This window comes from Anaerolineales bacterium, from assembly GCA_030583885.1.
GTDB lineage: Bacteria > Chloroflexota > Anaerolineae > Anaerolineales > Villigracilaceae > Villigracilis.
Genome location: CP129480.1, coordinates 3,032,412 through 3,057,436 on the forward strand (window position 1 = coordinate 3,032,412; position 25,025 = coordinate 3,057,436).

The window sequence follows — 25,025 nt, forward strand, 5'->3', positions numbered from 1 at the left end:
CCGCGGCTTCCGCGGATCAATTATTTTCACGCCGGAGGAAATATGAAAAAAGCAGGCAGGTTAATCGTACGGATTCTGGTTGGGGGACTGATTCTTATTCTCATCGCCGCTGCGGGAGGAGCGTATTATTTCAAGAGCCACCTGCCAAACAAGGTGGCAGGGCAGTCCTTTCCGCAAATTGACGGCGAGGTCAAACTGGACGGACTGGACGGACCCGTGGACATCTACCGCGACCAAATGGGCATCCCGCACATCCATGCTTCCACTTCGCATGATTTGTTCTTTGCACAGGGATATGTCCATGCCCAGGAGCGTTTCTGGCAAATGGATACCTGGCGGCACATCGGGTCAGGCGAGCTCTCCAAAATGTTCGGCAGCGGGCAGGTGGAAACCGATTCCTTCCTGCGCACGCTTGGCTGGAGGCAAATCGCCGAGGCGGAATGGGAGGGACTCAGCCCGCAATCGAGAGCCATCCTGCAAGCCTATGCAGACGGCGTAAATGCCTATCTTAAAGATCATAAAGGCACTGCGTTAAGTCTCGAGTATGCCATCCTCGGCCTGCTCAGCCCGGACTACGAACTCGAAGCCTGGACTCCCATCCACTCACTGACCTGGGGCAAGGCCATGGCGTGGGACCTGCGCGGCAACATGGGCGCCGAGATCGAACGCGCCGTATTGCTCAACACGTTAACACCCGAGCAAGTGGCGCAGCTTTATCCCTCGTATCCCGATGACCATCCCGTGATCGTCAACACGCTTGTGGACGTACAGTCAACGAACGTTCAACAAGACGGCCAATCTCCAAACTTTGACTACACATCCCTGCCGCTGGAGGCTCTTGCCTATAACGCCTCCCTGCTGGACCCTGTGCTGGGCGCCTGGAGCGATGGAATTGGTTCCAACTCCTGGGCAGTCTCCGGCACCTTTACCGACACCGGCATGCCCTACCTTGCCAACGATCCGCACCTTGGCATCCAAATGCCGTCCATCTGGTACCAGATCGGCTTGCATTGTATGGAGAAAACAGCGGCATGCCCATTCGAAGTGACAGGCTTTTCCTTCGCCGGTGTGCCCGGCCTCATTATCGGTCACAACGACAGGATCGCCTGGGGATTCACGAACACAGGTCCGGATGTCATGGATCTCTTTATCGAAAAGGTGAACCCTGAGAACCCGGACCAGTACGAGGCAAACGGCCAATGGGTGGACTTTGAAATTCGGGAGGAAACCATTCAGGTCGTGGGCGGTGAAGCGGTCACGACCACCGTCCGCAGCACCCGTCACGGGCCGGTCATCTCGGATGCCTATGGCCCGCTCAAGGATCAGGGCAGCCCAAAGGATGAGGAGTTTGAGGCCTTCAGGGACCGCGCAGGTGTTGACCTGCCGGAAAATTATGTCATCGCGCTGGCGTGGACGGCGCTGACGCCATCCACGCCTTTCGAAGCGATCTGGGGATTTAACAAAGCGCAGAACTGGGAGGAGTTCCGCGAAGCCGCGCGCGCCTTCCATGTACCGGCCCAAAATCTGCTGTATGCAGATGTGGATGGGAACATCGGTTATCAAATGCCCGGGATGATTCCCATTCGCAAAAATGGCGATGGCACGCTGCCTGTGCCCGGCTGGACGGATGATTTCGAGTGGACGGGATACATTCCATTCGATGAACTGCCCCATACGTTCAATCCCGTCGAAGGATACATTGTCACCGCGAATAACCAGATTCCCCCCGATGACTATCCATATCTCATCACCGCAGATTGGGATTATGGTTTCCGCGCCAGCCGCATTGTGGACATGATCGAAAACGCGCCCGGCAAAATCGATATGCCCTTCATCCAGCACATGCACGCGGATGCACACGATGTGAACGCAGAGATGTTTGTGCCCGTCCTGCTGCAAGGCGAATTTAGGTTTGCGAAACCCAATGAAGCCATTGCCCTTGATGCATTAAGGGGTTGGGACTATCAGAATCGCATCGATTCGACCTCCGCCGCGGTTTTCAACGCGTTCTGGCGGCACCTCCTGCAAAACACCTTCAACGACGAACTGCCCGAGCGCTATCAGGTGGACGGCGGCTCGCGCTGGAACGAGATCATGCGCAAAATGGCACATGACCCGCACGACCCGTTTTGGGATGACGTGTCCACAAGCGCTGTTGTTGAAACCATGAACGACATCATAAAACTGTCATTCGAGCAGGGCGTTGCCGAACTCGAACATCTGCTTGGAAAAGACGTCACGCAATGGCAATGGGGGGACCTGCATGCCGCCACCTTCCGCAACGGCACCCTGGGGGAATCGGGGATCTTCCTGATCGAGGACCTGTTCAACCGCGGACCGTTCCCCACGGGCGGCGGGGATGCGCTGGTCAATGCCACAGGCTGGTCAGTCCAGGACGGCTACGAGACTGACTGGCTGCCATCCATGCGCATGATCGTGGATTTCAGTGATTTGAACAACTCGCTCAGCGTCCACACCACGGGGCAGTCGGGTCATGCCTACCACCCCCATTATATTGACATGACTCCGCTCTGGGCAAATGTGGAGTATTACCCCATGTGGTGGGAGCTGGATTCCGTCGTCGATCATGCGGAAGGGCATTTGAGGTTGATACCGTAAAAAAACAGGCTGTCACTTTTGACGTGGCAGCCTGTTTTTTTACATAAGCGGGCGTCTCAAGGCGCCCGCTTTCCATTTAATATCCATGCGAGAAAACCAAAGAATATGATCCCCGCATAGTTGGCAAACAGGTCTTTAAACGAAGCCTCCCGCCCGCGGATAAAGGCTTGGGAGGCTTCCTCGACCGTAAATATAAAACCGAGGATCAAACCAACGGAAACGGCGATCCAGGCTGGGTCGCGGGAGGGATGCGCCTGGAGCAGGCTGGCAGTCAGCAGAAAGCTGAGCACCCCGACGAGTAAAAAATGTCCGAGCTTGTCTCCATAGGGGATCAAGTGCAGGAGCCTTAACCTGCCCTGCATATATCCCAGATCGGCAAGAATGATGATCGTGGTCAGAAAAAACGCAAAAACGACCGTCAGCCATTTCATAAGGAGCCCGGGCGGATTTATTCAATATTGCGCCGATTCGCAGCGTATTCGATCACAAGCACCAGGGCAACGCCCAGAATCATGAATCCAAGCGCCAGCATGACTTCACCATTAAAGGCCGACGGAATAAAATTCATCTCGCGAACGAATGACTCATGGACAGGTTCAAGGATTTTCCAGGGCCAGACCTTGCGTAGCGATCCGAGCATGAAACCCATCAGGATGGATACGACAAGATCGTGGTTTTTGTTCAACATCCAACGCAGCAAACGGACAAAAGCAAGCAGACCGACGACCGCGCCTGCGCCAACCAGCGCAATCGTCACCAGATCAAAATTCTTCACTGCCCCAAGAACATAGGCGTATTTTCCCAAAAGCACGAGGATAAATGCGCCGGATATGCCCGGCAATATCATGGCGCAGATGGCGACGGCGCCGCTCAGAAAAAGCAGGAGCGGGGTATGGGGCGTTTCAGAAGGTGTTAACCCAACGAGGATGTAGGCTCCAAGCGTGGCAGCCGCTGCAGCCAGAATATTCACCCCACTCCACGAAGCGACGCGCCTGCGGACAGTCACAATCGAGGCGACGATCAGCCCGAAGAAAAATGACCAGATAAATACGGGTTTATTTTCCAGCGCCCAGTGCAGGGCGTTCGCCAGGGTCAGGATTGCCGCACCGATACCCAGGGCAAGCGCAAGCAAAAATTTCCAGGGAAAATCGGCAAAGGCTTCGCGCCATTTGAAAGTGAGAATGCGGCGGATGAAATTCAGATCAACGGCATGGATCGAGGCGAGTAGTTCATCGTAGATGCCGAGGATAAATGCCATTGTGCCGCCCGATACACCGGGCACGACATCCGCCGCGCCCATCGCAAATCCGCGCGCGCTGATCCAGAAATATTCCAATAATGTTCTTTTTTTAGTGGTGTTTTGTTCCATAACTTTATTTCACCTTTAGAGTATTTGAAGGAATTCATGCATGGACCAACTGCCCCCTGCCAGAAGGAAACCAAAGTAAATAACCGTCAGGAGATTTGAAAGATTTCCCAACACAAAAAAAACCCCATCCCGCTGTATCATCCCAAGGGAAAGAAAAACGAGGGCAAGCGCGGGAAGGGTATTACTGAATGGGATAAAACCAAACGGAGCCATCAGAAGGACAGCTGCAAAGATAAACGACAGATTATTCAAAACCGTCATCGCGCCATCGGTTGTCAAGCCGCTCAGGCGGTGCGGATGGCTGATATTTTCGAGGCGGTGAAACCAGACCAGTGCTTTTTTGAAACCTTGCCGCAGTTTATCAGCAGAAAGTCTGCGGATGGCAATCTTTTCCGGCAGCCACAATTTGCGGGAGAACAGCCGAGTCATGCCGATCAACAAAATAGCAGACCCAAAGACCGTACTTACACCGGGGATCGAGACCGGCACGAGGAAAACGAGTGAGAGAAAGACCGTTAATAGCAACAGACTATCCGCGCCAACAATGTCCATGATCTCGACAAGCGTCACTTCGGTTGGGGGTAATTTTTCGATGATGAGTTCGATCTTTTCACCAAGCGATTCGGTTTGAAGACCGGGTTCATCGCTGGTTGATATAACTACATTATCCACAGAGATTCTCTCCTATTGAACATCCATCCGCCAGTCACAATTTTGACCGGCGAAGTATACGCCGTTCTTCGATAACATGCAACGGAGAAAACCTTCCACAGACAGGTGTTATGAACGGACAAGCCAGTTCCCTGCCAGCAAAATCAGGGCGCTTCCGAACGCGCCCAGGCCGAGGTCCAACATCCCAAACATGTACAGCCCCCAGCCGCTGATCATAGCGGCCGCCTGCCCCAGCGCAAACCCAAAGATGCTCAAGCTAACGTAAAAAAGCAGGCGCCAGCCGTTTCCGCCGCGCCAGATATGAAAGAGCACGCCGATCAATACGGCAACGACCAGCCCGAATAGAATGGTTGGGAATGTCATGTTACGGGTGTAGATATTTTGCAAAGAAATCCGTGATCGCGTTGTAACAAACCACGCGGTTTTCGTATTTCAGGACATCGTGTCCTTCATCCTCGAAGATGAGCAGTTCGATGGGCTTGCCTTTCGACTTCAACTCACGCACAAGGTCTTCCGACTCTGCCGCCACCACACGCGGATCATTCCTTCCCTGAATGACGAGCATAGGCGCGACCATGTTGTGCAGATGCGTCTTGGGCGAACGCTCGATCAAGTCGGCACGTTCTTCGGGCTTGTCGATATCGCCGATGGCAAGTTTGAAATACGGCTTCCACGTTTCAGGGATGCGCTCGGAAAAGGTCACCAGATCATACGGACCGAACATATCACACGAGGCTTTCCACAAATCAGGGTGCAAACCTGCCTGCATGAGGGTCATGTATCCGCCATAGGAACGTCCAACGACAGCGGCACGATTCACGTCGAGGCGCTTGTCATTCGGCAGGGTTTTCGTCATCGCGTGGACGTGGTCGAGCCTGTCCTTGCCGCCCCAGTCACGGTCAACATGTTTGGTGTAGGAAAGTCCATAGCCCGTGGAGCCGCGCACATTCGGGACGAAGACGGCAAATCCGCGCAGGGTGAGGAATTGGATGAGCGGCATCGAGAACCACGCAAAGTTCGGGCGTTCCTGTCCCTGCGGACCGCCGTGAATGTAGCACACCAGCGGGCGCGGGCCTTTGAATCCGAGCGCTTTGGCGGGGCAGTAAAGCCGGGCAGAAACCCGCAAGCCATCATGCGAGGTGAAAGAGGCGTCTTCACCTTTGGAGAGTAACGCATCTGGGATTCCTAAAATTTTCTCATTGGTGTGCAGAAACAAGTTCGCGCGCTGCTTGCCTTCGATGGAATAGATCTGCGTCGGCGAGATGGCAGTGCAAAGCGAAAAGGTGAAAATATCTTCGACCTTGTCGTAATCCAAATGTTCGAGCGTGCCGCCATCGAACGGTTCCCGCCCAATCAAAACATGCTTGACCTTGAATTCCAATTTCTCTTCGTTGAATGTACATTCATACGCCCACGAACAACCGTCAATGTTGAAGGTGAGCGTGAAAAGGTCGTCATGGACATGCCCAATCGCATCCATTTCGCCGATGCCTTTGTGTACCAGTCCCTTGATGCTGATCGGCTTCAACACACCCGGCTTCCTGGGTGAGATATAACCCGGGCTGTAGGTATCTTCAAAAACAGAACTGCTGGTGATAACACCCTTGCCCGAAGGCGAGAACACAGCGCTGCCCAAGCCGTTCAACGGAACCTGCTCGCCCGGCCTGCGGTCTTCCATTAATTTGCCGTAGAGCGTTTCCAGCCTGCCCTTGTTCCACAGGCACAACACTCCATCCCCCACCGAGTAACCCGTGCCAAGCAGCAACTTGCTGTGGTCGCGTGAATGATCCGCCACGCCGAAACCAAATTCACTTTCGGCAATCATGGTCAACTCGCCGGTCTTCAAATTGCCGCGATAGAGTTCATGCCACGGCCTGTCGCGGCGTTCCGCCCCAAGATAGACAATGCCTTTGGCGCGGTCGCACTCGCCCAAATGCACGCGATAGTCTTTGAAGAAATTATCGAACGCAGGTACAGGGAAACCACCCTCCAAAGAAATCAACATCGGCTGATAATTTTCATCGCCGTTGTTATCGATCATCACCAAAATCGTATCGAGTTCAGGAATGGCATAGAACGAATGCCCGCCGATCAATTCCGGGTTTTGCAAGGCGATGTGCGGCGGCAGCAACGGCTCCGGCACGCTCCCGCCATGGTACATGGCATACAAACTCAAGTGCCCGGAGAGGTTGCTCAGAAAATAAATACGCTCCTCTGCAAACTGCGGCACAACGAACAAACGCGCCGACAACAGTGACTCAATATGATAGTTCATGGAACATCCTTTCATCTTATTTCTTAATAGACTGGCTACGCGCATTTTTTAGACAATGATCCCGCCGCCGAGCATGACATCCCCCTGATAGAACACTGCCGCCTGGCCGGAGGTTGCATCCCGCACCTTCGCATCGAACCTGACCTGCACCTGGTTGCCGTCCATCGGCAGCACCCAGGCCGCGACCTCCTTCGCCGTATAGCGAATCTTCACCTGTGCATGGAACGGTTCCAGCGGAGCCTCCCCGCTCACCCAGTTGACGTCACGCGCGGTCAATTCCGCCACGCCAAGTTCAGCCTGCGCACCAACCACAAGCGCGTTGCTTTCCGCCATTTTCGCAATCACATATAACGGGACGGGCGAAGCCAGCCCCAGTCCCTTGCGCTGACCGATGGTGTAGTTGGCCAGTCCGCTGTGTTCGCCGAGTACGTTTCCATCCACCGTTACGATCTCACCGGGTGTCAATATCTCCGGCAGGTTGCGCTGCAGGAAGTTGCGGTAATCGCCGCCGGCCAGAAAGCATAGATCCTGGGAATCCGGCCTCGAAGCCGTCGGCAGGCCAAAGTCAGAGGCGAGGCGGCGTATTTCAGGCTTGGGGTGTTCCCCCACCGGGAAACGCGCATGGGCGAGCTGTTCCTGTGTCAGGACGTGCAAAACGTAGGATTGATCCTTGGAATGATCCACTGAGCGAAGCAGCTGCTGTTTTCCGCTTTCATCGCTCCTGATTTGCACATAATGGCCGGTGGCCATATACTCCGCACCGAGCGCAAGTGCATGGTTCAACAAAAAGGTCCAGCGGATCTGGCGGTTGCATACCAAACACGGGTTGGGCGTTTCGCCGCGCGCATATCCATCGAGAAAGTACTGCACCACGGTTTCACGAAAGACATCCTTCGCATCGATCACATAAAAGGGGATATCCAGCAGGCCCGCCACGCGCCGCGCCTGGGCCATCGAATCGGGTGTGCAGCAGCGGTTGGAATCCTCCCTGCCCGGCTCGCTCCACAAACGGAGCATCATGCCGCTCACATCATACCCCTGCTGTTTGAGCAGCGCCGCCGCAACGGACGAATCCACACCGCCGGACATGGCGACGACCACCTTTTGTTTCTCCATGATGGACGTGATTATAAACCAGGAGGCTGCCTGCCTGATGATGCGCATGCCGCATAAAAACCTTGAACTATGGAACCGATTCCCGGCATCCACGTGGTAGAATCGCAAATTGCCGGCAGGCATAGACACGAGCGCGCTCAAAACCGACCCGGGCGGAGGTTGATCCATGCCACCCGGAATGATTTGTTTGACATAAACATACAGCAGGTTGTCTGTTGCGCCGGCGAGCAGGTTCATAATACCCTTGGAGCAACAGCAATGATAAAACTGAGTTACAGCACGTTTGGATTAACCGACCTGAATTTTCTGGACTCAATCGAGATTGTGGACAAGGCGGGCTATGCGGGTATTGAGCTTTCCTTCCATCGAGACCAGTTCAATCCGTTTGATATCACCGATGAATACACCGCCGCCATAAAAAAACGATTTGAAAATGTCGAGGTCAAAGCGGCCTGTGTGGCAACCGCCTCACATTTCTTCACACCCTCCAGGCCGCACGAGCCGTCCCTGATGAGCCCGGATCTGGCAGGCAGGAAACGCCGCATCGACCTTGTCAGACGGGGCATCGACGTTGCCCGCAAACTGGGCGTTTCCCTGGTCACATTTGGAAGCGGCTTTATCCGGGCTGAGCATGTTGCGAATCCGACCGTCAATCCGCGCGAGCTGCTGGTGGACAGCATCCATCAATGCCTGAAGTCGATCCGCGACGATGAAGATATCAGCCTGTTGATCGAGCCGGAACCCGGCATGTTCATCGAAACTGTGGAAGAGGGCATGAGTCTCATCAATGAAATCAACTCTCCCCGCTTCCAACTGCACCTGGATATCTGCCACATGTACTGCTCGGAGAAGGATTATGTCTCCGCCCTGGCGCAGGCCGCCCCGCACACACGCTATTTGCATGTCTCTGACGCGCGGCAGGGGTACAACCTGAAAATTATCAAGATCTCCGAAAACCCGGTCATGGACCTGGACTTTGCCAGCTACCTGATCTACTTCCCCGAATATGCCGATTACCTGCTGGTGGATAGAAATCACCCCATCTATTTTCACGATGAAAAACCCGGCAAGCAACAGGCCAAGCGTATTGAAACCATCCTGAATGCAGTCGACATTTCAAAGCATCCAGCCCATGTGGACTACAACAGCCTGTTTGCAGGCGCGACACCCTTCGATGATGAAATTTTCACCTACCTGATCTCCATTCCGGGATTGAGCTACGACGTGCTGGAACGGGCAAGGCCCATACTCATTTATTTACGCAGCACCCGCAATGCGGACGGCAGACCGCTCGTGGACAGGATGGTTGCAAATACCCTGACGGGCATTGTCCATTTCCACGAAATCCCGGGGGAGGGAACGCTTGATTTTGAGTCCAGCTTCAAAGCGCTGACCGACAACGGCTTCTCCGGCTATGCGTCCGTGGAGCTCTATCACCATGTGCAATCGTGGGAAAAGGCACTGCACGACAGTTTCAGGCATTTGTCCCGATATGTATAACAGGGATTCGATCAGATGGAGGACGGATATATGATAAATGTTGAGGAACTGGGGTGGGCTGCCGGCACCGTCGGAGAACTGGATCACCGCTTGTTGAAGGCCCCTCACGTAAAACTGCGTTCATGGACAGAGGGTCCGAAAGGCGATGTGGTTTTCTGCGTTGATCTGCGCATCAACCAGCCCAATACAGACTTTTTGTCTTCGACCGAGATGCATTCCTTCGAACATTTTTTGCTGGCCGGTTTTCAAAAATATCTGCCGCAAAGCTTCCTGTCCGTGGGACTCATGGGATGCCAGACGGGATTTTACCTTGTTCTGTACAATGAGGGGCATGCGGAGAGGATCTGCCGCGTGTACGAAAAAATATTGAACGATATTTTAGGCGCCGGCGAGGTGCCCTATGCCAACAGCGAACAATGCGGCAATTTCAGGAACCACAGCGTGGAGCTTGCCCGCAACGTTGCCAGGAGGCTGTTGGATTCCAAATCCAGGTGGCGGCAGGTGGTATGACAGAAGGAACAGGCAGGCGGAGCATCACTCATCAACATCGCATTGAATATGAGATAGTCAACGCCCCCGATCTTTTCCACCCGCAGAATCGGGCGCTGGTATCCGTGGGCAGGATCGAGAACGCGCGCAGATTTGTCGTTGTGGACGAAAATGTCGGCATGCATTACGCCGCCGACATCCGAAATTACTTCGATCACCAGCGCATGGAGGCGAAGATCGTCACCTTCCCCGGCGGTGAGGAAAACAAAACGGTGGAAAGTTTTCTGGCCATCGCGCACGAACTGGACAGCTTCCCCATTCACCGCAGGGATGAACCCATCATTGCCATTGGCGGAGGCGTGCTGACCGATGTGGTGGGATTCGTCGCCGGCAGCTACCGCCGCGGTGTGCCGCACATCAAGGTTCCGACCACCTTGATGGGGTACATTGACGCGTCCATCGGCATAAAAACCGGCGTCAACTTCAACGGCAACAAAAACCGGCTGGGGGTGTTTCACCCCCCGCAAAAGGTTTTGCTGGACAAATCCCTGCTTAGAACCCTGCCAAAACGCCACATTCTGAACGGCGTATGTGAAATCATCAAGCTGGCCATTATCAAAGACGCTGAACTGTTCCACATGCTGGAGGCAGACGGGGTTCAAAGCGTGGACGCCCAATTCCAAACCCCCGAAGGCGGCGCAATTCTTGACCGCGCCATTGAAGGAATGCTGGAGGAATTGATGCCGAATTTATTCGAAGACGAGCTGGCGCGCAAAGTGGATTTTGGCCACACCTTTAGCTACGGGCTGGAAACCCGCCACACAGACAGCCTGTTCCATGGCGAGGCGGTTCTGCTGGACATCATCGTCTCCACGCTGATCGCCTCATCGCGTACTCTCATATCAGACGAGGAGACCGGCCGGATATTTCACCTGATCGGCAGGCTGGGAATTACAGCGGACACGACCACGCTTGACCCGCACCTGCTCTGGCAATCACTGGAGGAGCGCACCTATCACCGCAACGGGCTGCAAAACGCGCCCCTGCCCCACGGACTGGGAGGCTGTGTTTTCGCCAATGACATCCGCCTGCACGAGATCGAATCCGCATTAAAAATAATTGGAGATTGGATGGCAGTACCCCATGAAAACATTTGAAAATGCCGACCATAAGGAGATAGACAAGTTCGACAGGGTATCGCAAACCTGGTGGGATCCAAAAGGGGAAATGGGAACCCTGCACACCATCAACCCATTGCGCAAAAAATTCATCATGGAAAATTTAACCGTGCGCAATCCCAGGATCCTGGACGTGGGTTGTGGAGGCGGCATCCTGTCGGAGGCACTCGCCAGCGACGGCGCACAGGTAACAGGCATTGACCTCTCGCAGGCCTCCATTGAAACCGCCAGGCGTCACGCCCAGGAACACGGGCTGGAGATCGAGTACCGCTATGAAAGCATCGAAGAAACCGCCCGAAACCATGCCGGCAGCTTTGACGCTGTTACATGCATGGAAATGCTGGAGCATGTGCCGGATCCGGGGAAAATCGTGTCCGCCTGCGCACAGGCGCTCAAACCGGGCGGCCACGCCTTTTTTTCGAGCATCAACCGCACCCCGAAGGCATTCCTGTTTGCCATCCTTGGCGGCGAGTATGTTTTGCGCCTGCTGCCAAGGGGAACCCATACCTATAAAAAATTGATCCGCCCCGGCGAACTGAAACACTGGGCGCAGGAAAACACGCTCGAATTTTCAAGGCTTGCCAGCCTGATGTATAACCCCTTCACCCGCAGGTTCAAGGTTGCCGCAGGCAGGGAAGATGTGAATTACATGATGCACTTCATCAAGCAGGAATAATTTCTCCATCGGAGACATGGCATATGAAACGTTTTTTTGCACTTTCCAGGACCACCCACGGGGTGTTGGATATTGCCGCGCCCGGCTTTTATGCACTGCTATGGCTGGGCCATTTCCCGCAATGGCAGGTGATCCTGCTGTCGCTCTTCACCGCCTTTGCCGCGTACACGGCAATCTACGCCCTGAATGACCTGGCCGGCATTGCGGTGGACCGCGAGAAATTCAGCGGCGGCATCAATGCCGGCTATTCCGTGGAGGCGTCTGTCCTGCGCCATCCGCTGGCGCAGGACGTGCTCGATTACCGCAGCGGCCTGCTTTGGTTTGCGGGCTGGTTTGCAGCAGCCCTGGTCGGTTCCTACCTGCTCAACCCCGTGATCGTCTTCATCCTGATCGCCGCCGCCATTCTGGAGATCATCTACTGCCTGCTGTTAAAGGTCTCCTATTTGCGAACATTTGTCAGCGGGCTGGTCAAGTCGAGCGGCCCCATTGCAGCCATATTTGCAGTCGACCCAAATCCATCGCCGCCAGCCCTGCTGCTGCTCCTGCTGGCATGGGTCTTTTTTTGGGAAATCGGCGGGCAAAATATTCCGGCGGACTGGAACGATACAGCTGAAGACAGGCGTGTCAACGCAAAAACAATCCCGATTCACTTTGGCCCTCAAAAGGCCGGGCTGATCGTCATGATTTCACTGGGGCTGACAACGGCGGCCAGCATGCTTCTTCCGCTGGCATCCCCCTTAACCCTTGGTCTGCCCTACCTGCTTGCAAGCGCTGTCATTGGATACATTCTGCTTCTGCAGCCGGGCTACCAACTCTACAAATTACAGGAGGGCCGTCTGGCGGCGGCGCTGTTCGATAAAGCCAGCCATTATCCGGCGGCACAATTCGTGCTCATCACCATCTTCCTATTGGTGCAGGCATAGAATCCGCCATGGTCAGCGCGGGCAGCAAGGAAAACAAAATGGCCGTCAGAGCCGAAGTTGTGATCGAAAATGCAAAGGTCTTCACCGCCAGCGCGGACATGCCGCGCGCGGAAGCCGTGGCGGTAACAGGCGGCCGCATCATCCATGTGGGCACTAACGACAGCGTAAAAGCATTCAAGGGTCCGGCAACGCGGGTGATCGACGGGCGGGGACGGACGCTCACCGCAGGCTTCATTGATGCACATTTCCACCTGCTCTGGGGAGCTATTTGGGCGGGCAGCGCGCAATTATATGAAGCAAAAGACTTGAACGATGTAAAAAATATTCTGACGGATTTTTCCGCGCAGAACAAAACCTCCGCATGGGTGGACGGACGCGGCATCAAATATGGGATCGTCTCCACACGCGAAGAACTGGACAGGATCCTCCCGGACAGACCCATGTACATCAACGCCTATGACGGGCACACCTCCTGGGCAAATACGAAGGCGCTCGAAATGGCGGGCATCCTGCAGCCCGGCCTGGAAGCCAAGGGGGTTGGCGTCATCGTCCGTGACGGGAACGGCATCGCCACAGGCGAACTGCGCGAGACCGCCATGCACCTCGTCGCGGACCTGATCCCCGAAGCGGGCGAAGCCCGCAAACGCGAACTGTTGAAGCTGGTCATTGCGCGCATCAACGCCAGCGGTGTGACCAGCGTGCACAACATGAACGGGGATATGCAGGAATTGATGAGCTATGCCGCGCTCGAAGATGCGGGCGAAATGACCCTGCGTGCCTATGTGCCGTATCACATCAAACCCGAAACCAGCGAACAGGACCTGCAGGAAGCCGCAGAGATGTCAAAGGTGCAGGGCGAATACGTGCGCGGCGGGGCTGCAAAATTCTTCATGGACGGTGTCTGGGAATCGTACACCGCGCTCAACCTCGAACCCTATGCGGATAATCCGGATGCCAAGCCGCAGGGCATTTTCTCCGCAGAACATTTCACACGCATGGCGTCCTTGTGCGACAACATGGGATTGCAGATCTTCGTCCACTGCTGCGGGGATGGCGCAGTGAGGCGGACGCTCGACGGGTATGAAGCAGTTCAAAGGTCAAATGGGAGGCGGGACAGCCGTCATCGTGTGGAACACATCGAAGTCATTCATCCAGACGACCTGCCACGCTTCAAGCAATTGGGAGTCATTGCATCCATGCAGAGCGGACATGCGCCGCTCAGCGCGGAGGATGGGGATGTCTGGCTGGACCGTGTCGGGAGGGAACGCTGGGGAAAATCGTTCGCATGGCGCGATATCAAAAATGCGGGCGCGCACCTCGCGCTCGGCAGTGACTGGACGGTGGCGCCGTTCGACCCGATGATCCACATGCATGCGGCGCTCAACCGCCGCAAGTGGGATGCGAACGATCCCGACCAACGACTTACACTCGAAGAAGTGATCCTCGGTTACACCCGCGATGCAGCCTATGCAGAGTTCAAGGAAAATGAAAAGGGACAAGTGCGGGAAGGGTATCTCGCCGACCTTGTTCTGTTTTCGAATGACCTGTTTGCGCTGAAGCCTGAAGAGATCTCAACCGCAAAAGTCACGATGACAATGGTGGACGGCAAAATCGTTTTTGAAGCATAGCCATGAAAACACCCTGGTATCACAACACAACCATTTACCAGATCTATCCGCGCTCGTTTTACGACAGCAACGGCGATGGCATCGGCGACCTGCAGGGCATCCTCCAAAAACTGGAGTACGTCCAGGAACTGGGCTTCGAAACCCTCTGGATCTCGCCGTTCTTTGCCTCGCCGCAGGCGGATACCGGTTACGACATCTCGGACTACACCGACATCGCCCCAGAATACGGGACCATGGAGGATGCCCTGCAATTGATCGAACAGGTCCACAAGCGCGGGATGAGGATCGTCTTCGACATGGTGCTGAACCACACATCAGACCAACATCCGTGGTTCAGGGAATCGCGTTCCTCACGCGACAACCCCAAAGCGGATTGGTACATCTGGCAGCCCCCCTCCAACTCCCCCCATCCAGCCCGGGCGGGATGGGGGGAGGGCAAGCCGAACAACTGGCAGAGCATGACCGGCGGAAACGGCTGGCACTACGCCGCCGAACGCGGGCAATATTATTGGGCAAGTTTTCTGCCCTTCCAACCCGACCTGAACTACCGCAACCCCGAAGTAAAAAAGACAATGCTCGACATCGTCCGCTTCTGGCTGGGCAAAGGCGTGGACGGCTTTCGGCTGGACATCTTCAACGTCATCTACAAGGATGCAGGGTTTCGGAAAAACCCGTTTTCATTCAAACTGGTCCCAACCGAGGATGACCCGTCCGGTTTTTTTCAGGAGGCAAAATACAACCTGAACCAGCCTGAAAGTTTTGAGTTCGCGCGGGAACTGCGCAGTGTCTGCGATGAATTCGGCGACAGGATGCTGTTGGGCGAGGTCAGCGGGGACAGGAACATCATCCGCAGGTTTTTAGGGGATGAAAGCAACAACGGCCTGGGGCTGGTCTTCGATTTCGGAATGCTGAACTTCAAGTTCAGCGCAGGGTATTTCCGCAACCTCCTTCAGGAAATGGAAACTCATTACCCCGACCCGTACATGCCGGTGTATGTGTTCAGCAATCACGACCGGCACAGGAGCATCCTTCGTCTGGGGAATGACATACGAAAAGCGAAATTGCTCGCCATGTTCCAGCTCACGGTGCGCGGCGTGCCATGCCTGTACTACGGCGAAGAGCTCGGCCTGACCGACCTGCCCATGCCCTTTGCTTCCGCGCACGACCCCATACCCCATAAATTCAAATCCATCCCGCGTTTCGTGTTCGACAGGCTCGGCCTGCTGATCAACCGCGATGAAGTCCGCACACCGATGCAATGGGACGGGAAGAAGAACGCGGGATTTTCGTCCGCCACAGGGACATGGCTGCCCATCCATGAAAATTACAAGGAAATCAATGTGGAAATGCAAAGCGGGGATGAACGCTCATTGATGAATACCATCCGCGGGCTGGTGAAACTCCGCGGTGAACACTTCCCTTTACGGGAAGGCTCGCTCGAACTGCTGGACGGCCTGCCGAGGGGCGTGCTGGGATACCGGCGAATAGTAGACGGCGAAAAAATCGTCGTGGTGATGAATTTCGATGAAGACGGGAAACAAATTCCCCTTAAAGCCGCAAAGCGACTGATGTCCCTGACGGAAAACGATCAGGTCGGAGATGAGAGCATTCATCTCGGCGGGTTCGGCGGTATGATATTCGAATCTGTGCGGCGGATTTGAGTCGCGGGTTCCGTTGCGCTGAGTGTATGCAAAAGGGGCGGAGCGTCGCTCCGCCCCCATGGGGGGTTATTTCAATTTCCCTTCGACGACCTTTGGCAGTTTTGCGAGCGCCTCCTTGACATCTCCAGCGAGACTGCCCTGTGCAAGGTTGGGACGCCCGCCTCCCTTGCCGCCGATGCCTGTGATCAGGTCCCCGGCCTTGACCCCGCGCTTGACCACGTCCTCGGTCACGGTGGCGATGACGGCTGCGCCGGTGACCAGCACCGCCGCCCCGTTCTTCGGATGTTTCTCACGGAACTTATCGGCCAGCATGCGCAGGGTGTCCAGGTCCACATTGGGAATCTCCACACCCAGCACGTTGACATCCTTTACGGTCTGCACGGCCGAGAGCAGGGACTGGAAGGCCGCAAGCGCGGACTGGGCGCGCAGGCCGGCGAGTTCCCTCTTTAATTCAGAGACCTCCTCCTGCAGGGCTTCCACCTTGATGGGGACTTCATCCACGGCGGATTTCAACGTTCCCGCGGCCCGCTTCAAGGCCTTGAAGCGCCTGTGGACGAGGTCATAGGCGCCGCGCCCGGTGACAGCTTCGATGCGGCGGATACCCGCCGCTGCGGAGCCTTCACTTAGGATGAGAAATGCGCCGATATCGGAGGTGCGTTCGAGGTGCGTGCCGCCGCACAGTTCGTAGGAATATTTTTTGGAGTCAGGGAGCTTGCTCCCGTTATCCGCCATAATGGAGATCGTGCGCACGGTCTCGCCGTACTTCTCGCCGAAGAGCGCCATCGCGCCCTCCTTTTTGGCTTCCTCCAGCGACCGGGTCTCCTTGGCCACGGGCATGTCGGCGGCAATGGCTTCGTTGACCATGCGCTCGACGCGCTCGATCTGCTCGGCGCTCATGGCTTCGGGATGGTTGAAGTCGAAGCGCAGGTGCGTGGGGGCGACCAGCGAACCCGCCTGCCGGGCCTGGTCGCTGAGCACCTCGTGCAGCGCCTTGTGCAGCAGGTGTGTGGCGGTGTGATTGCGCATGATGTCGTGACGGCGGGACATATCCACCTCGGCGACGCATTTGTCACCCACTTTGGGCTGGCCTGAAATGACCTCGCCAATGTGAACGAGCACGCCCGCGGAGGCGCGGCGCATGCCGGTCACTTCGATCTCCCAACCCTGCCCCCCTCCGTCTGCCCCCAAATTCTGCGAATGCAGGGGGAGTGATCTAATGTATCCCGTGTCATCCACCTGGCCGCCGGCTTCAATATAGAAACCGGTCTTCGGCAGGATGACTTCCACCTGGTCGTCGAGCGAGGCGGAGGCAACGGATTTGCCGTCCACGATCAACGCGAGGACCTCGCCTTCCACGCGCATATGATCGTAGGGATCGTACTCCACGCCGTTCGGGCCGAGTTTCTTATTGGATTGCAGGTCTTTGAGAATTCCTGCAAAGAATTCCGCATCCTCGCCGCCGAGCGCCCCCATGGCTTTGCCGCCGCCCGAGGCTTTGGCGTGAGTTTCGCGGGCTTCGTTGAAACCGGCTTCGTCCACGTCGAGGCCCTGCTCGCGGGCGATGTCGCGGCTGATCTCGAAGGGCAGGCCGTAGGTGGCGTACAGGTCGAAGGCTTTGCGCCCGTCCAGGCTGGTTTTATTGGCAGAGCGGATCTCAGAGAGCAGGTTCTCCAGGTGGGCTGTACCAGCCTCCACCGTGCGCGCGAAGCGGACTTCCTCGCGGGTCAGGTTGTCGAAAATGGCGGTTTTGCTTTTTTCCAGTTCGGGATAAAAATCGCCGTAGTAGTCCACCACCGCCTGCGCCGCCTTGGCAAGGAAGGGTTCGTTCAAGCCGATCTTGGTGCCGAAGCGCGCGGCGCGACGGATGATCATGCGGGTGATGTAATTGCGGCCCGCGTTGCCGGGCACCACGCCGTCGGCGATCAGGAAGGCCGCCGAGCGGACATGGTCGGCGATGACGCGGTAGGGCGTGAAGTCGGCCAGCATTTCCTTTTCCGAATGGCCGGTCAGGCTGCGCAGGACATCGAGCGAACCCGTGAATAGGTCGGTCTTGTAATTGGAGTCGACGCCCTGCAGCACGGAGACGATGCGCTCGAAGCCCATGCCGGTGTCCACATGTTTGGCGGGCAGCGGCTCGAGGCGACCGTCGTCGAAGAGGTTGTATTGGATGAAGACGTTGTTCCACAGTTCGAGGAAGCGCGTGCATTCGCCGTTCACGCCGCACAGGTGGTCGGTGCCGCGCAGGTTGTCGCGCTCCTCGCCGAGGTCGATGTGGATCTCGGAGCACGGGCCGCAGGGACCGAACTCCGCCATCTGCCAGAAGTTTTCCTTGCGCCCGAAGAACAACACATGGTCGGGATTGAAGCCGGGCTGCGCCTTCCAGAGTTCGGCGGCTTCGTCGTCGCGCGGAATGTCGCCCATGTCATCTTCGAAACAGGTGGCGTAGAGTTTATCCTTGGGCAGGCCCCACACGTCGGTGAGCAGCTGCCACGACCAGGCGATGGCGTCCTTCTTGTAGTAATCGCCGAACGACCAGTTACCGAGCATTTCAAAAAAGGTGTGATGCGTGTCGTCACGCCCGACGTCGTCGAGGTCGTTGTGCTTGCCCGCCACGCGCATGCACTTCTGCGAATCCACGGCGCGGGTGTAGGGCTTTTTGTCGGTGCCGAGGAAGACATCCTTGAACTGCACCATACCGGAGTTGGTGAAGAGCAGTGTGGCGTCGCCGCCGGGCACAAGCGACATGGACGGCACGACGGTGTGACCGTGCTCGACGAAGAAGTCTATGAAGTCCTGGCGGATCTGGTTGCCGGTGGGTGTTTTGGTCATGCGAAGCGTATCTCCGAAAAAAAGTTGAAAATGACGGGCGAATTATACCAATGGGTTGGAAGGTTGGAAGGTTGGCAGGTCACGGGAAAGAAAAAGTCCCGAACCTGCCGGTGTCGGGACTGGATTCCTCGTTCGTTCCGTCTCAAGCCGTGACAGGTTCGCAGGTCGCGCGCGCAGCGGCGGCGGCTTGGGCGGATGCGGTGGTCTTGAGAGTGGTTTGCATGGGCGCGATTATACCATTTGAATTAAAGTCCGGCACATTTTATGCCGTTCCCCGAAGGGGTCACGTAGCGAGGCAGGCGGCCAAAGACTCAAAATCAAAGTCAATGAAGGGCAGGCCCTGCTCGATGCGGAATTTGCGCCCGCGCATGAAGTTGGCGATCCACATGTGGCCATTGTTATGGACGTCGAAGCCGGGACTGCGCAGGAAACCTTCCAATGACCAGTGCTCCGCCTCCTGGATGTCAAAATCCCGAAAGACGACGGCGTAGAGTTCGAGTTCGCGCAGTTTCAGGAACGCGGGAATTTCCTTCAACCAGCGTGGATCCAGCGTATACGCGCGGCGATACCCGCGCAGGAAATGGGTCATGAACTCACGGGTAAAGTCAGGGACGGAGCGGTAGCCCAGCTCTTCGGCATCCATCGAGATATAAAACAGCACGATCGCAATATCGCTGATCAGCCAGCTGTAGGCGCAGTCGTCGAAGTCGAAGAGGGTCAGCCTGCCATCGGCATCCATGAAGAAGTTGTTTTGGTGGGCGTCCTGATGAATGAGTCCGTACGAGGTTTTATCCTTTGGCAGGCTGCGGATATGCCCCAGCAGGGATTTGTATTCCCGATGCGCGATGGACTCGGACGCAGGCAGGTACTGCTCGATGAAATCGAAACCGGCGGCATCCCCCATTCCGGCCGCCGCGTCCCGGGTGCAGGTTGGTACTCCACTGCCAGGGCATGCATCCGCCCAAGCAGGTGACCGTAGTTCTCGAAGCGCGCAGGGGTCCAGCCGGCGTCCCATGGGCGTTGACCTTTGGCATGTACAAATGCCGTCGCTAAAAATTGCCCGCCGAGGTCATCGTCCATGACCTCGACCAGTTTTCCACGCAGCGAGGGGATCGCCTGCGCAACGGACACGCCGCCGCGCGCCAGATGGTTGATCCAATTCACCTCGCCTTGAATTTGAGCCTCGCTTTTGCGAATGCTGTGACCAATGCGCAGGATATAGCCTGCCCCATTGCGCTCGAATTTGTAGATAAAGCTCTCGAATGTGTCAATGGCCTGGATTTGACCTGCCGTGATGCCATACCGAAGCATGGCTTCCTGCAATATTTTGTCGTTGTAGCGGGCGGTGATTTTTGAATCCATGGGTTCCTTTTGATTGGTGGCTGGCGGGCGGCACATCCCTTAATGCCCGCAAGACAGGGAGCAGCAGTGTGCGCGCTGCGGTCACTTCCCCTTCCGGGCTGCGCGGGACGCCTTCACGTCGAAGAACTTCCCACACGTGTTGCAGAAATAATCGCCCTCCCGCTTCAACCTTGCAGCCAGCCCGTGCCGATTTCCTGCGCCTGTTCCATAAAATATTCCTTTACCGCCCGCCAGGAAACGGGTTGCAGTAGTACAGGATCGATATCCGCTTCTGCATGCTCAAAATAGATCAGCCGCTTTACCGTTTGCACTTCAAAGTCGCGGACGTTTTCATATTTTTGGGGGGCCAATGCCAATACGTTGCGCAGCGGGATCTTTTGGCAGATGAAATATAGATCGTAAAAGTCCTTGCGCGCCGCCCGCGAAAGCAGGGCATCCAGCTTCATCAACGCAATGTCTTCCATGGAGGCAAGGCGCAGGTTTTCCATTTCTGCAGGAGGCCGGACAAGCGGCAAACCGTATCCATAAAAACCCATACGCACATCCCCCGCCAGATAGACCAGATTGCCCCAGGCCGAATCCGCCAATACGGGACGATAAGCGGATAATGATTCTTCGAGAGCGGCGCGGATGGCTGGAATATCCTCGGTTGGGGAGAAAAAATCAAGGTCGACGGAGCGGCGATGCCCAAGCTGCAGGGCGAGTGCCGTCCAGCCTGCCAGGTAAAACCGGGAGCCGATCGCAGTCCGGAAGAAACCGTCCAGAACGACCCGCATATCCCCGCTGATGGTTTCCCAAAATAATGCCGTCATTCCTTGATTTCCAGGATCATCTTCCAAAAGGTGCGGTGCGGATCGGGCAGCCGTTCGTTTGCAAACCGAATCAGCCAGTCCGTGATCTGCGTGCGCGGGTATTGCTGGAAGAGCCAGTGGATTTCGCTGCGGTCGCCGAATTGCAGGTTGCGTTCGATGATCAGCGGCGCCGCAGTTCGGACCTCAAGATCTTCAAGATCATATTCCTGAAAAAAAGGGGCCAGCGATCCTGGAATGGAATGATGCATGTTTTCATTTTATCTTATTTCCCCGGCGTCACAAACCGCATTCCCGCGAGGGAGTCAATTCCCGCCAGTCGAAGATCCCCGACAGGGGGCAGGTGGGACGGGTGATAGGTCCCGCTTTCACTCAATCTTCACACCGCCGCCCATGACGCGCGGATACCTTTCGGCGGCGAATAATTAGATGACGGTGTTTTCAAGTGCTTCTTCGTTGAAATTGACCCGGCGTGCCCCCGCTATTTGGCAGCTTTGATAAATTCTTCGGCTGAAATTTTTGCCTGTTTGAGAATACTGCTCAATGTGCCGATTGCCACTTCATTGTGCATGGGGACGACACAGCCGATACTCCCTTCCGGCGTGGATTTTTTCATCATAACGTGGCTTCCGCGCTGACGGGCTTGAGCGAAGCCCAATTTCTCCAGCGCGCGGACAATTTCTTTCCCCGAAAGACGCGGCAGGTCAGGCATAGGTTGCCACGTCGAACGTCGTCAGTAAGGGACGGTTGATCTCCGGCATGGGAAATTCTTCCAGATACAATTCGGTGGCTTCTTTTAAGTTGGCAATGGCTTCTTCAACAGTTTGCCCCTGGCTGACCGTGCCCACTTCGGGGCAGTCCGCCACGTACCAGTGATCTTCCTTGTGAATGACGGCGGTCAAGGTTCTGGTCATGATTTTTCTCCTTCTGCTTTTTAAATTATACCCTTCATTTTATCCCGCAGAGTAACGCATGATTTGGCAGGCAAAAAATCAGTCTTCACTCGCAGAGTTCAGCAAGTTGAATAAATCCCATCGAAGCAGAAAACTTCCGCAGTGTACACCTTCCCCCATTTAGGGGAGCGTGGACGTTTGAATCACTTGCAATTGGAGGTCTGTACCTGGACGTTCGCGGGGGATTCGCCGCCAAGGTTGAAGGAGGCCACGGTATATAGGTAGGTGCCGGAAGCGGGGACGATGTCGTCATAGGTGGTGGAAGCGGCCGGGAGGTCAGCCAGTTTTACCCCGTCACGATAGACGCGGTAGCCATCTTCGTTAGCGGCTTTATCCAGCCAGATGAGGGTGATGTCCACAACGCCCGTGGTGCAATCGTAGGTGTAGCGCAGGTCCCCGGGGGCGGATAATTTCCCGGAGGACGGGGTGCCGACGGTGGTCAATACGCCGACGTTGAGGGCGTTTTCCCCTGCAGCGTCAGCCAGGCTGAAAGAGGACTCGTACTCTCCGGGCGCGGAAGGAGCCGTCATTTGGACTGTGATGGTGAGGGATTCCCCGGGGCGGACTTCGTATCCCACCGGCATGACGGGCAGGGAGTCTGCTTGCGTGAGCCGTTCGCCGGAGCGGAAGACCATGCGGTAGCCGTCGTTCCAAACGCAGGTGCCGCTGTTCTGAACGACCCAGGACATGATGAAGGCGGTCCCCGCAGCGAGGGGACGATCCACTTCCTGATGCTCATAGGCGATGCCGTCGCGCGTCCAAGAGGTGATGGAGGTGTTCTCGGCGCAGTCCTGCGCGGCGGACGGGGAGGCAGCCGGCGATGGGGGCGCGGAGGTGTTCGGGACAGCAGGCTGTGATGCGGCGGGTGAAGCCGCGGGAGAAAGCACGGCTTCGACGGTTTTGGCGGCCGAGGTGGAGAGGGCGCCGGGATCGGACGGGGAAGGCGCAGTGAGGTTACAGGCGGCGAGGGCGGCGCCAAGGATCCATACGAGCAGGGCAAAGGGGGCGGGTTTCATGATGTGGAATTATAACAATGAAAAAAAATGGAAATACACGAGACATGGGGCATCATGGCTCGATTTTGTTCAACAACTCTTTCAGCGCGGACAACTCCTCTTTTGACAACGTCACCCCCTTGCCCATTTTGGTGTGATCTGCAGACCAATCGCGCAGGTCGTATTTGGGTTCGCGGTCGTTCCATGAGATGAGGTTGAGTTCCTTGCTCCAGCCGGAGGCGGAGGTGTGCAGGATGCCGATGGTTTTGAGTATTTCGTATTTGATCTCGGACATGTTGGTTCTCCTCGCGTGGTTGACTTGCCGTCGTTTTGAATTCGTGAGCCGCCCCCCTCAATCCCCCTTGGGGGTACGGTGTCCCGCACAGCGGGACGGATGGGGGTCCTCTTCAAAACCCTCCCCAGACCAAACCCCTCCCCAGCCCTGCCCTAACCCTAAAGGGTGCTTCGCGATGGGGAGGGAGTCGATCCCCGAACCCTAAAGGGTGCTTCGCGACGGGGAGGGAGCGCTTCCTCGCCGGCAGGCACTGCCTTCCCCCATTTGGGGGAAGGTGTCCCGCACAGCGGGACGGATGGGAGGCCACTTCAAACCCCTCCTCAGCCCTGCCACTCGCTGCGCTTCGGGTACGATGTCCCCAAACCCACATGCCGGGGCAGGTGGGACGGGGGATAGGCCGCTCGACTCACCAACTCCACCGCACGCTGACATTCTTCGCGGGGCTCAAGCCGCCTGCTCAGTACATGCAAGCCCTTCGGGCTAATTGCGCCAGTCCACGCCAGTGGACTTCCACGAACTGAGGCAGGGATTTATCCCGCACCGATTCCAAACTACCCAAACCTTCACCTCCGCACAAACCGCACCCATTTCGCCTGCAAGTTGACCGCGCCTACGTGCCAGCCTGCATTCGCCCATGCGCGCGCGTTGACATGGTTGCCCTCCGTCTCGTGTTCCCACCCCGACATTTCATTCGCAGAAGCAGGTAATTTGCTGTTGATGATGGCTTCGATGCGTTCAAAACTCAAAGTGACTTCACGCTCGGCGGGCGGGAGAGCTCGTAAAAAGTTTTCGAGCGGAGTGTATTTGCCGGGCATTATGTTTTCCTTTTTCAACGACTCTCTTTTTCCCAGCCTGAGGCTTATTTGCAGTTCTTTCCTCTTTTATAAAATATCCTCCTGAACAAGTACATTATTCAGGAGGAACGATTTTGGCTAACTCTTTGATCAAAGGCGGAAGTTTATTTTGAACCGTATCCCAAACCTGATTAATGTCCACTACATCATATTCGTGAACAACCAGATTTCTCATGCTGGTCATTTCACGCCACGGAATTTGCGGGTGCTGATTCCGTGTTCCTTCTGAAACCCGCCGCGCGGCTTCACCGATTATTTCAATGCGCCGCACCACCGCATCCTGACATTGGATATCTTCATAAAACTGATCCCAGGTTTTGCCGAAAACATAATCCAATGCAATTTTGGCAGATTCGAGAATATCAACCAAATACGTGTCATCCCGCGACATGGATCACCTGCGCCGAGTCGAGTATGTTCTTTCGTCTAATATAGTTGCGGCTGTTTTCCACACCGCGCTTGCTGACCAGATCCACTTCGCGCCCGAAAATGGCTTTCAACTCTTCCTGCATGTGAACCATATCGAACAAGGTCACATGCGCCTGTGGCACAAACGTTACCAAAACATCCACATCGCTGTCGGGACGGAAATCAGCGCTTAAGGCTGAACCGAAAATGGCAAATTCTGAAACATTCCAGCGTTTGCAAAACTCGGCCAACTTTGTCTTGGGTATCTTGATCTTCAGTTTCTTCATGGTCTAATTATAGCAAACTTGAGCCTGAATTATTTTACAAAACTTCTGCAACGCATCCACGCGTTTCTCGCGTAGTGGACTTGCTTTGGGAAGCTGATTGTAAATCGACCCCTCCCCAACCCTACCG

The 25,025-nt window shown here is 55.9% G+C and carries 26 protein-coding genes; 8 read left to right on the forward strand and 18 right to left on the reverse strand.

Annotated elements, in window-relative coordinates; all coding sequences use genetic code 11:
* Positions 1-42 precede the first annotated feature (42 nt).
* On the forward strand, positions 43-2,619 hold the full coding sequence (locus QY332_15045) for a penicillin acylase family protein (GenBank protein ID WKZ34932.1): 2,577 nt from the start codon (positions 43-45) through the stop codon (positions 2,617-2,619).
* Between the two features lie 56 nt (positions 2,620-2,675).
* Here QY332_15045 and QY332_15050 read toward each other — a convergent pair whose 3' ends face one another.
* The 6 genes from QY332_15050 to mnmA form a co-directional block, all read right to left on the reverse strand.
* Positions 2,676-3,050, reverse strand: coding sequence for a VanZ family protein (locus tag QY332_15050; protein ID WKZ34933.1), 375 nt, complete (start codon positions 3,048-3,050; stop codon positions 2,676-2,678).
* 17 nt (positions 3,051-3,067) lie between these two features.
* Positions 3,068-3,988: a DUF368 domain-containing protein gene (locus QY332_15055; protein WKZ34934.1), complete on the reverse strand. Its 921-nt coding sequence runs from the start codon at positions 3,986-3,988 to the stop codon at positions 3,068-3,070.
* Positions 3,989-4,003: 15 nt separating this feature from the next.
* The gene (locus QY332_15060; GenBank protein ID WKZ34935.1) at positions 4,004-4,660 is read right to left on the reverse strand and encodes an exopolysaccharide biosynthesis protein; all 657 of its coding nucleotides are present in this window, start codon (positions 4,658-4,660) and stop codon (positions 4,004-4,006) included.
* A 108-nt stretch (positions 4,661-4,768) separates the two neighbouring features.
* Positions 4,769-5,047, reverse strand: a complete 279-nt coding sequence (locus tag QY332_15065; protein ID WKZ34936.1) for a hypothetical protein — start codon at positions 5,045-5,047, stop codon at positions 4,769-4,771.
* Complete coding sequence (locus QY332_15070) at positions 5,025-6,935, reverse strand: prolyl oligopeptidase family serine peptidase (GenBank protein WKZ34937.1); 1,911 nt, start codon at positions 6,933-6,935, stop codon at positions 5,025-5,027. The genes QY332_15065 and QY332_15070 overlap by 23 nt, the downstream gene beginning before the upstream one ends.
* A 48-nt stretch (positions 6,936-6,983) precedes the next feature.
* A complete protein-coding gene (gene mnmA / locus QY332_15075) occupies positions 6,984-8,288 on the reverse strand; it encodes a tRNA 2-thiouridine(34) synthase MnmA (protein WKZ34938.1) in 1,305 nt (434 codons plus the stop codon).
* Positions 8,289-8,309: 21 nt separating this feature from the next.
* Here mnmA and QY332_15080 point away from each other — a divergent pair, with 21 nt between their 5' ends.
* From QY332_15080 to QY332_15110, 7 genes are read left to right on the forward strand one after another with little or no spacing between them, the layout of a single operon-like run.
* Positions 8,310-9,551, forward strand: coding sequence for a sugar phosphate isomerase/epimerase family protein (locus tag QY332_15080; protein WKZ34939.1), 1,242 nt, complete (start codon positions 8,310-8,312; stop codon positions 9,549-9,551).
* Positions 9,552-9,581: 30 nt separating this feature from the next.
* Positions 9,582-10,061 carry an S-ribosylhomocysteine lyase gene (locus QY332_15085; GenBank protein WKZ34940.1) on the forward strand — a complete coding sequence of 160 codons (480 nt, stop codon included), beginning with the start codon at positions 9,582-9,584 and terminating at the stop codon, positions 10,059-10,061.
* Positions 10,058-11,197 carry a sedoheptulose 7-phosphate cyclase gene (locus QY332_15090; GenBank protein WKZ34941.1) on the forward strand — a complete coding sequence of 380 codons (1,140 nt, stop codon included), beginning with the start codon at positions 10,058-10,060 and terminating at the stop codon, positions 11,195-11,197. The genes QY332_15085 and QY332_15090 overlap by 4 nt, the downstream gene beginning before the upstream one ends.
* Positions 11,184-11,894: a bifunctional 2-polyprenyl-6-hydroxyphenol methylase/3-demethylubiquinol 3-O-methyltransferase UbiG gene (ubiG, locus tag QY332_15095; protein WKZ34942.1), complete on the forward strand. Its 711-nt coding sequence runs from the start codon at positions 11,184-11,186 to the stop codon at positions 11,892-11,894. The genes QY332_15090 and ubiG overlap by 14 nt, the downstream gene beginning before the upstream one ends.
* Positions 11,895-11,917: 23 nt before the next feature.
* Positions 11,918-12,817, forward strand: a complete 900-nt coding sequence (locus tag QY332_15100; protein ID WKZ34943.1) for a UbiA family prenyltransferase — start codon at positions 11,918-11,920, stop codon at positions 12,815-12,817.
* Positions 12,818-12,855: 38 nt separating this feature from the next.
* Positions 12,856-14,445, forward strand: coding sequence for an amidohydrolase (locus QY332_15105; protein ID WKZ34944.1), 1,590 nt, complete (start codon positions 12,856-12,858; stop codon positions 14,443-14,445).
* 2 nt (positions 14,446-14,447) lie between these two features.
* Positions 14,448-16,106 (forward strand): alpha-glucosidase, encoded by a 1,659-nt coding sequence (locus QY332_15110; protein WKZ34945.1) that lies wholly within the window; start codon positions 14,448-14,450, stop codon positions 16,104-16,106.
* Between the two features lie 66 nt (positions 16,107-16,172).
* On the opposite strand, the gene alaS is transcribed toward QY332_15110, so the two are convergent.
* From alaS to QY332_15170, 12 genes are all read right to left on the reverse strand, one after another.
* Positions 16,173-18,935 carry an alanine--tRNA ligase gene (alaS, locus tag QY332_15115; GenBank protein WKZ34946.1) on the reverse strand — a complete coding sequence of 921 codons (2,763 nt, stop codon included), beginning with the start codon at positions 18,933-18,935 and terminating at the stop codon, positions 16,173-16,175.
* Between the two features lie 283 nt (positions 18,936-19,218).
* Positions 19,219-19,758, reverse strand: a complete 540-nt coding sequence (locus QY332_15120) for a phosphotransferase (protein WKZ38473.1) — start codon at positions 19,756-19,758, stop codon at positions 19,219-19,221.
* On the reverse strand, positions 19,653-20,297 hold the full coding sequence (locus tag QY332_15125; GenBank protein ID WKZ38483.1) for a phosphotransferase: 645 nt from the start codon (positions 20,295-20,297) through the stop codon (positions 19,653-19,655). The genes QY332_15120 and QY332_15125 overlap by 106 nt, the downstream gene beginning before the upstream one ends.
* Before the next feature lie 164 nt (positions 20,298-20,461).
* Entirely contained in the window at positions 20,462-21,109 is a 648-nt protein-coding gene (locus QY332_15130; GenBank protein WKZ34947.1) for a nucleotidyl transferase AbiEii/AbiGii toxin family protein, read from the reverse strand.
* Positions 21,106-21,357, reverse strand: a complete 252-nt coding sequence (locus QY332_15135) for a hypothetical protein (GenBank protein ID WKZ34948.1) — start codon at positions 21,355-21,357, stop codon at positions 21,106-21,108. Before QY332_15135 ends, QY332_15130 begins: the two co-directional genes overlap by 4 nt.
* Positions 21,358-21,587: 230 nt before the next feature.
* On the reverse strand, positions 21,588-21,818 hold the full coding sequence (locus QY332_15140; GenBank protein WKZ34949.1) for a type II toxin-antitoxin system HicA family toxin: 231 nt from the start codon (positions 21,816-21,818) through the stop codon (positions 21,588-21,590).
* Positions 21,811-22,020 (reverse strand): type II toxin-antitoxin system HicB family antitoxin, encoded by a 210-nt coding sequence (locus tag QY332_15145; GenBank protein ID WKZ34950.1) that lies wholly within the window; start codon positions 22,018-22,020, stop codon positions 21,811-21,813. The genes QY332_15140 and QY332_15145 overlap by 8 nt, the downstream gene beginning before the upstream one ends.
* A gap of 182 nt (positions 22,021-22,202) precedes the next feature.
* A complete protein-coding gene (locus QY332_15150; GenBank protein ID WKZ34951.1) occupies positions 22,203-23,075 on the reverse strand; it encodes an NBR1-Ig-like domain-containing protein in 873 nt (290 codons plus the stop codon).
* Between the two features lie 52 nt (positions 23,076-23,127).
* Positions 23,128-23,349 (reverse strand): PC4/YdbC family ssDNA-binding protein, encoded by a 222-nt coding sequence (locus QY332_15155; GenBank protein WKZ34952.1) that lies wholly within the window; start codon positions 23,347-23,349, stop codon positions 23,128-23,130.
* A 563-nt stretch (positions 23,350-23,912) separates the two neighbouring features.
* Positions 23,913-24,164 carry a hypothetical protein gene (locus tag QY332_15160; protein ID WKZ34953.1) on the reverse strand — a complete coding sequence of 84 codons (252 nt, stop codon included), beginning with the start codon at positions 24,162-24,164 and terminating at the stop codon, positions 23,913-23,915.
* Positions 24,165-24,258: 94 nt separating this feature from the next.
* A complete protein-coding gene (locus tag QY332_15165; GenBank protein ID WKZ34954.1) occupies positions 24,259-24,594 on the reverse strand; it encodes a DUF86 domain-containing protein in 336 nt (111 codons plus the stop codon).
* On the reverse strand, positions 24,581-24,898 hold the full coding sequence (locus QY332_15170; GenBank protein WKZ34955.1) for a nucleotidyltransferase domain-containing protein: 318 nt from the start codon (positions 24,896-24,898) through the stop codon (positions 24,581-24,583). The genes QY332_15165 and QY332_15170 overlap by 14 nt, the downstream gene beginning before the upstream one ends.
* Between the last annotated feature and the right edge of the window lie 127 nt (positions 24,899-25,025).

Bases quoted from the DNA above. Each gene is read 5' to 3' on its own strand.
- QY332_15155 (WKZ34952.1), bottom strand. From the start codon at position 23,349: ATGTCCGAGATCAAATACGAAATACTCAAAACCATCGGCATCCTGCAC.
- ubiG (WKZ34942.1), top strand. From the start codon at position 11,184: ATGAAAACATTTGAAAATGCCGACCATAAGGAGATAGACAAGTTCGAC.
- QY332_15105 (WKZ34944.1), top strand. From the start codon at position 12,856: ATGGCCGTCAGAGCCGAAGTTGTGATCGAAAATGCAAAGGTCTTCACC.
- QY332_15045 (WKZ34932.1), top strand. From the start codon at position 43: ATGAAAAAAGCAGGCAGGTTAATCGTACGGATTCTGGTTGGGGGACTG.
- QY332_15070 (WKZ34937.1), bottom strand. From the start codon at position 6,935: ATGAACTATCATATTGAGTCACTGTTGTCGGCGCGTTTGTTCGTTGTG.
- QY332_15160 (WKZ34953.1), bottom strand. From the start codon at position 24,164: ATGCCCGGCAAATACACTCCGCTCGAAAACTTTTTACGAGCTCTCCCG.
- alaS (WKZ34946.1), bottom strand. From the start codon at position 18,935: ATGACCAAAACACCCACCGGCAACCAGATCCGCCAGGACTTCATAGAC.
- QY332_15085 (WKZ34940.1), top strand. From the start codon at position 9,582: ATGATAAATGTTGAGGAACTGGGGTGGGCTGCCGGCACCGTCGGAGAA.
- mnmA (WKZ34938.1), bottom strand. From the start codon at position 8,288: ATGAACCTGCTCGCCGGCGCAACAGACAACCTGCTGTATGTTTATGTC.
- QY332_15050 (WKZ34933.1), bottom strand. From the start codon at position 3,050: ATGAAATGGCTGACGGTCGTTTTTGCGTTTTTTCTGACCACGATCATC.
- QY332_15145 (WKZ34950.1), bottom strand. From the start codon at position 22,020: ATGACCAGAACCTTGACCGCCGTCATTCACAAGGAAGATCACTGGTAC.
- QY332_15140 (WKZ34949.1), bottom strand. From the start codon at position 21,818: ATGCCTGACCTGCCGCGTCTTTCGGGGAAAGAAATTGTCCGCGCGCTG.
- QY332_15055 (WKZ34934.1), bottom strand. From the start codon at position 3,988: ATGGAACAAAACACCACTAAAAAAAGAACATTATTGGAATATTTCTGG.
- QY332_15165 (WKZ34954.1), bottom strand. From the start codon at position 24,594: ATGTCGCGGGATGACACGTATTTGGTTGATATTCTCGAATCTGCCAAA.
- QY332_15090 (WKZ34941.1), top strand. From the start codon at position 10,058: ATGACAGAAGGAACAGGCAGGCGGAGCATCACTCATCAACATCGCATT.
- QY332_15125 (WKZ38483.1), bottom strand. From the start codon at position 20,297: ATGGATTCAAAAATCACCGCCCGCTACAACGACAAAATATTGCAGGAA.
- QY332_15135 (WKZ34948.1), bottom strand. From the start codon at position 21,357: ATGCATCATTCCATTCCAGGATCGCTGGCCCCTTTTTTTCAGGAATAT.
- QY332_15150 (WKZ34951.1), bottom strand. From the start codon at position 23,075: ATGAAACCCGCCCCCTTTGCCCTGCTCGTATGGATCCTTGGCGCCGCC.
- QY332_15100 (WKZ34943.1), top strand. From the start codon at position 11,918: ATGAAACGTTTTTTTGCACTTTCCAGGACCACCCACGGGGTGTTGGAT.
- QY332_15080 (WKZ34939.1), top strand. From the start codon at position 8,310: ATGATAAAACTGAGTTACAGCACGTTTGGATTAACCGACCTGAATTTT.
- QY332_15110 (WKZ34945.1), top strand. From the start codon at position 14,448: ATGAAAACACCCTGGTATCACAACACAACCATTTACCAGATCTATCCG.
- QY332_15130 (WKZ34947.1), bottom strand. From the start codon at position 21,109: ATGACGGCATTATTTTGGGAAACCATCAGCGGGGATATGCGGGTCGTT.
- QY332_15170 (WKZ34955.1), bottom strand. From the start codon at position 24,898: ATGAAGAAACTGAAGATCAAGATACCCAAGACAAAGTTGGCCGAGTTT.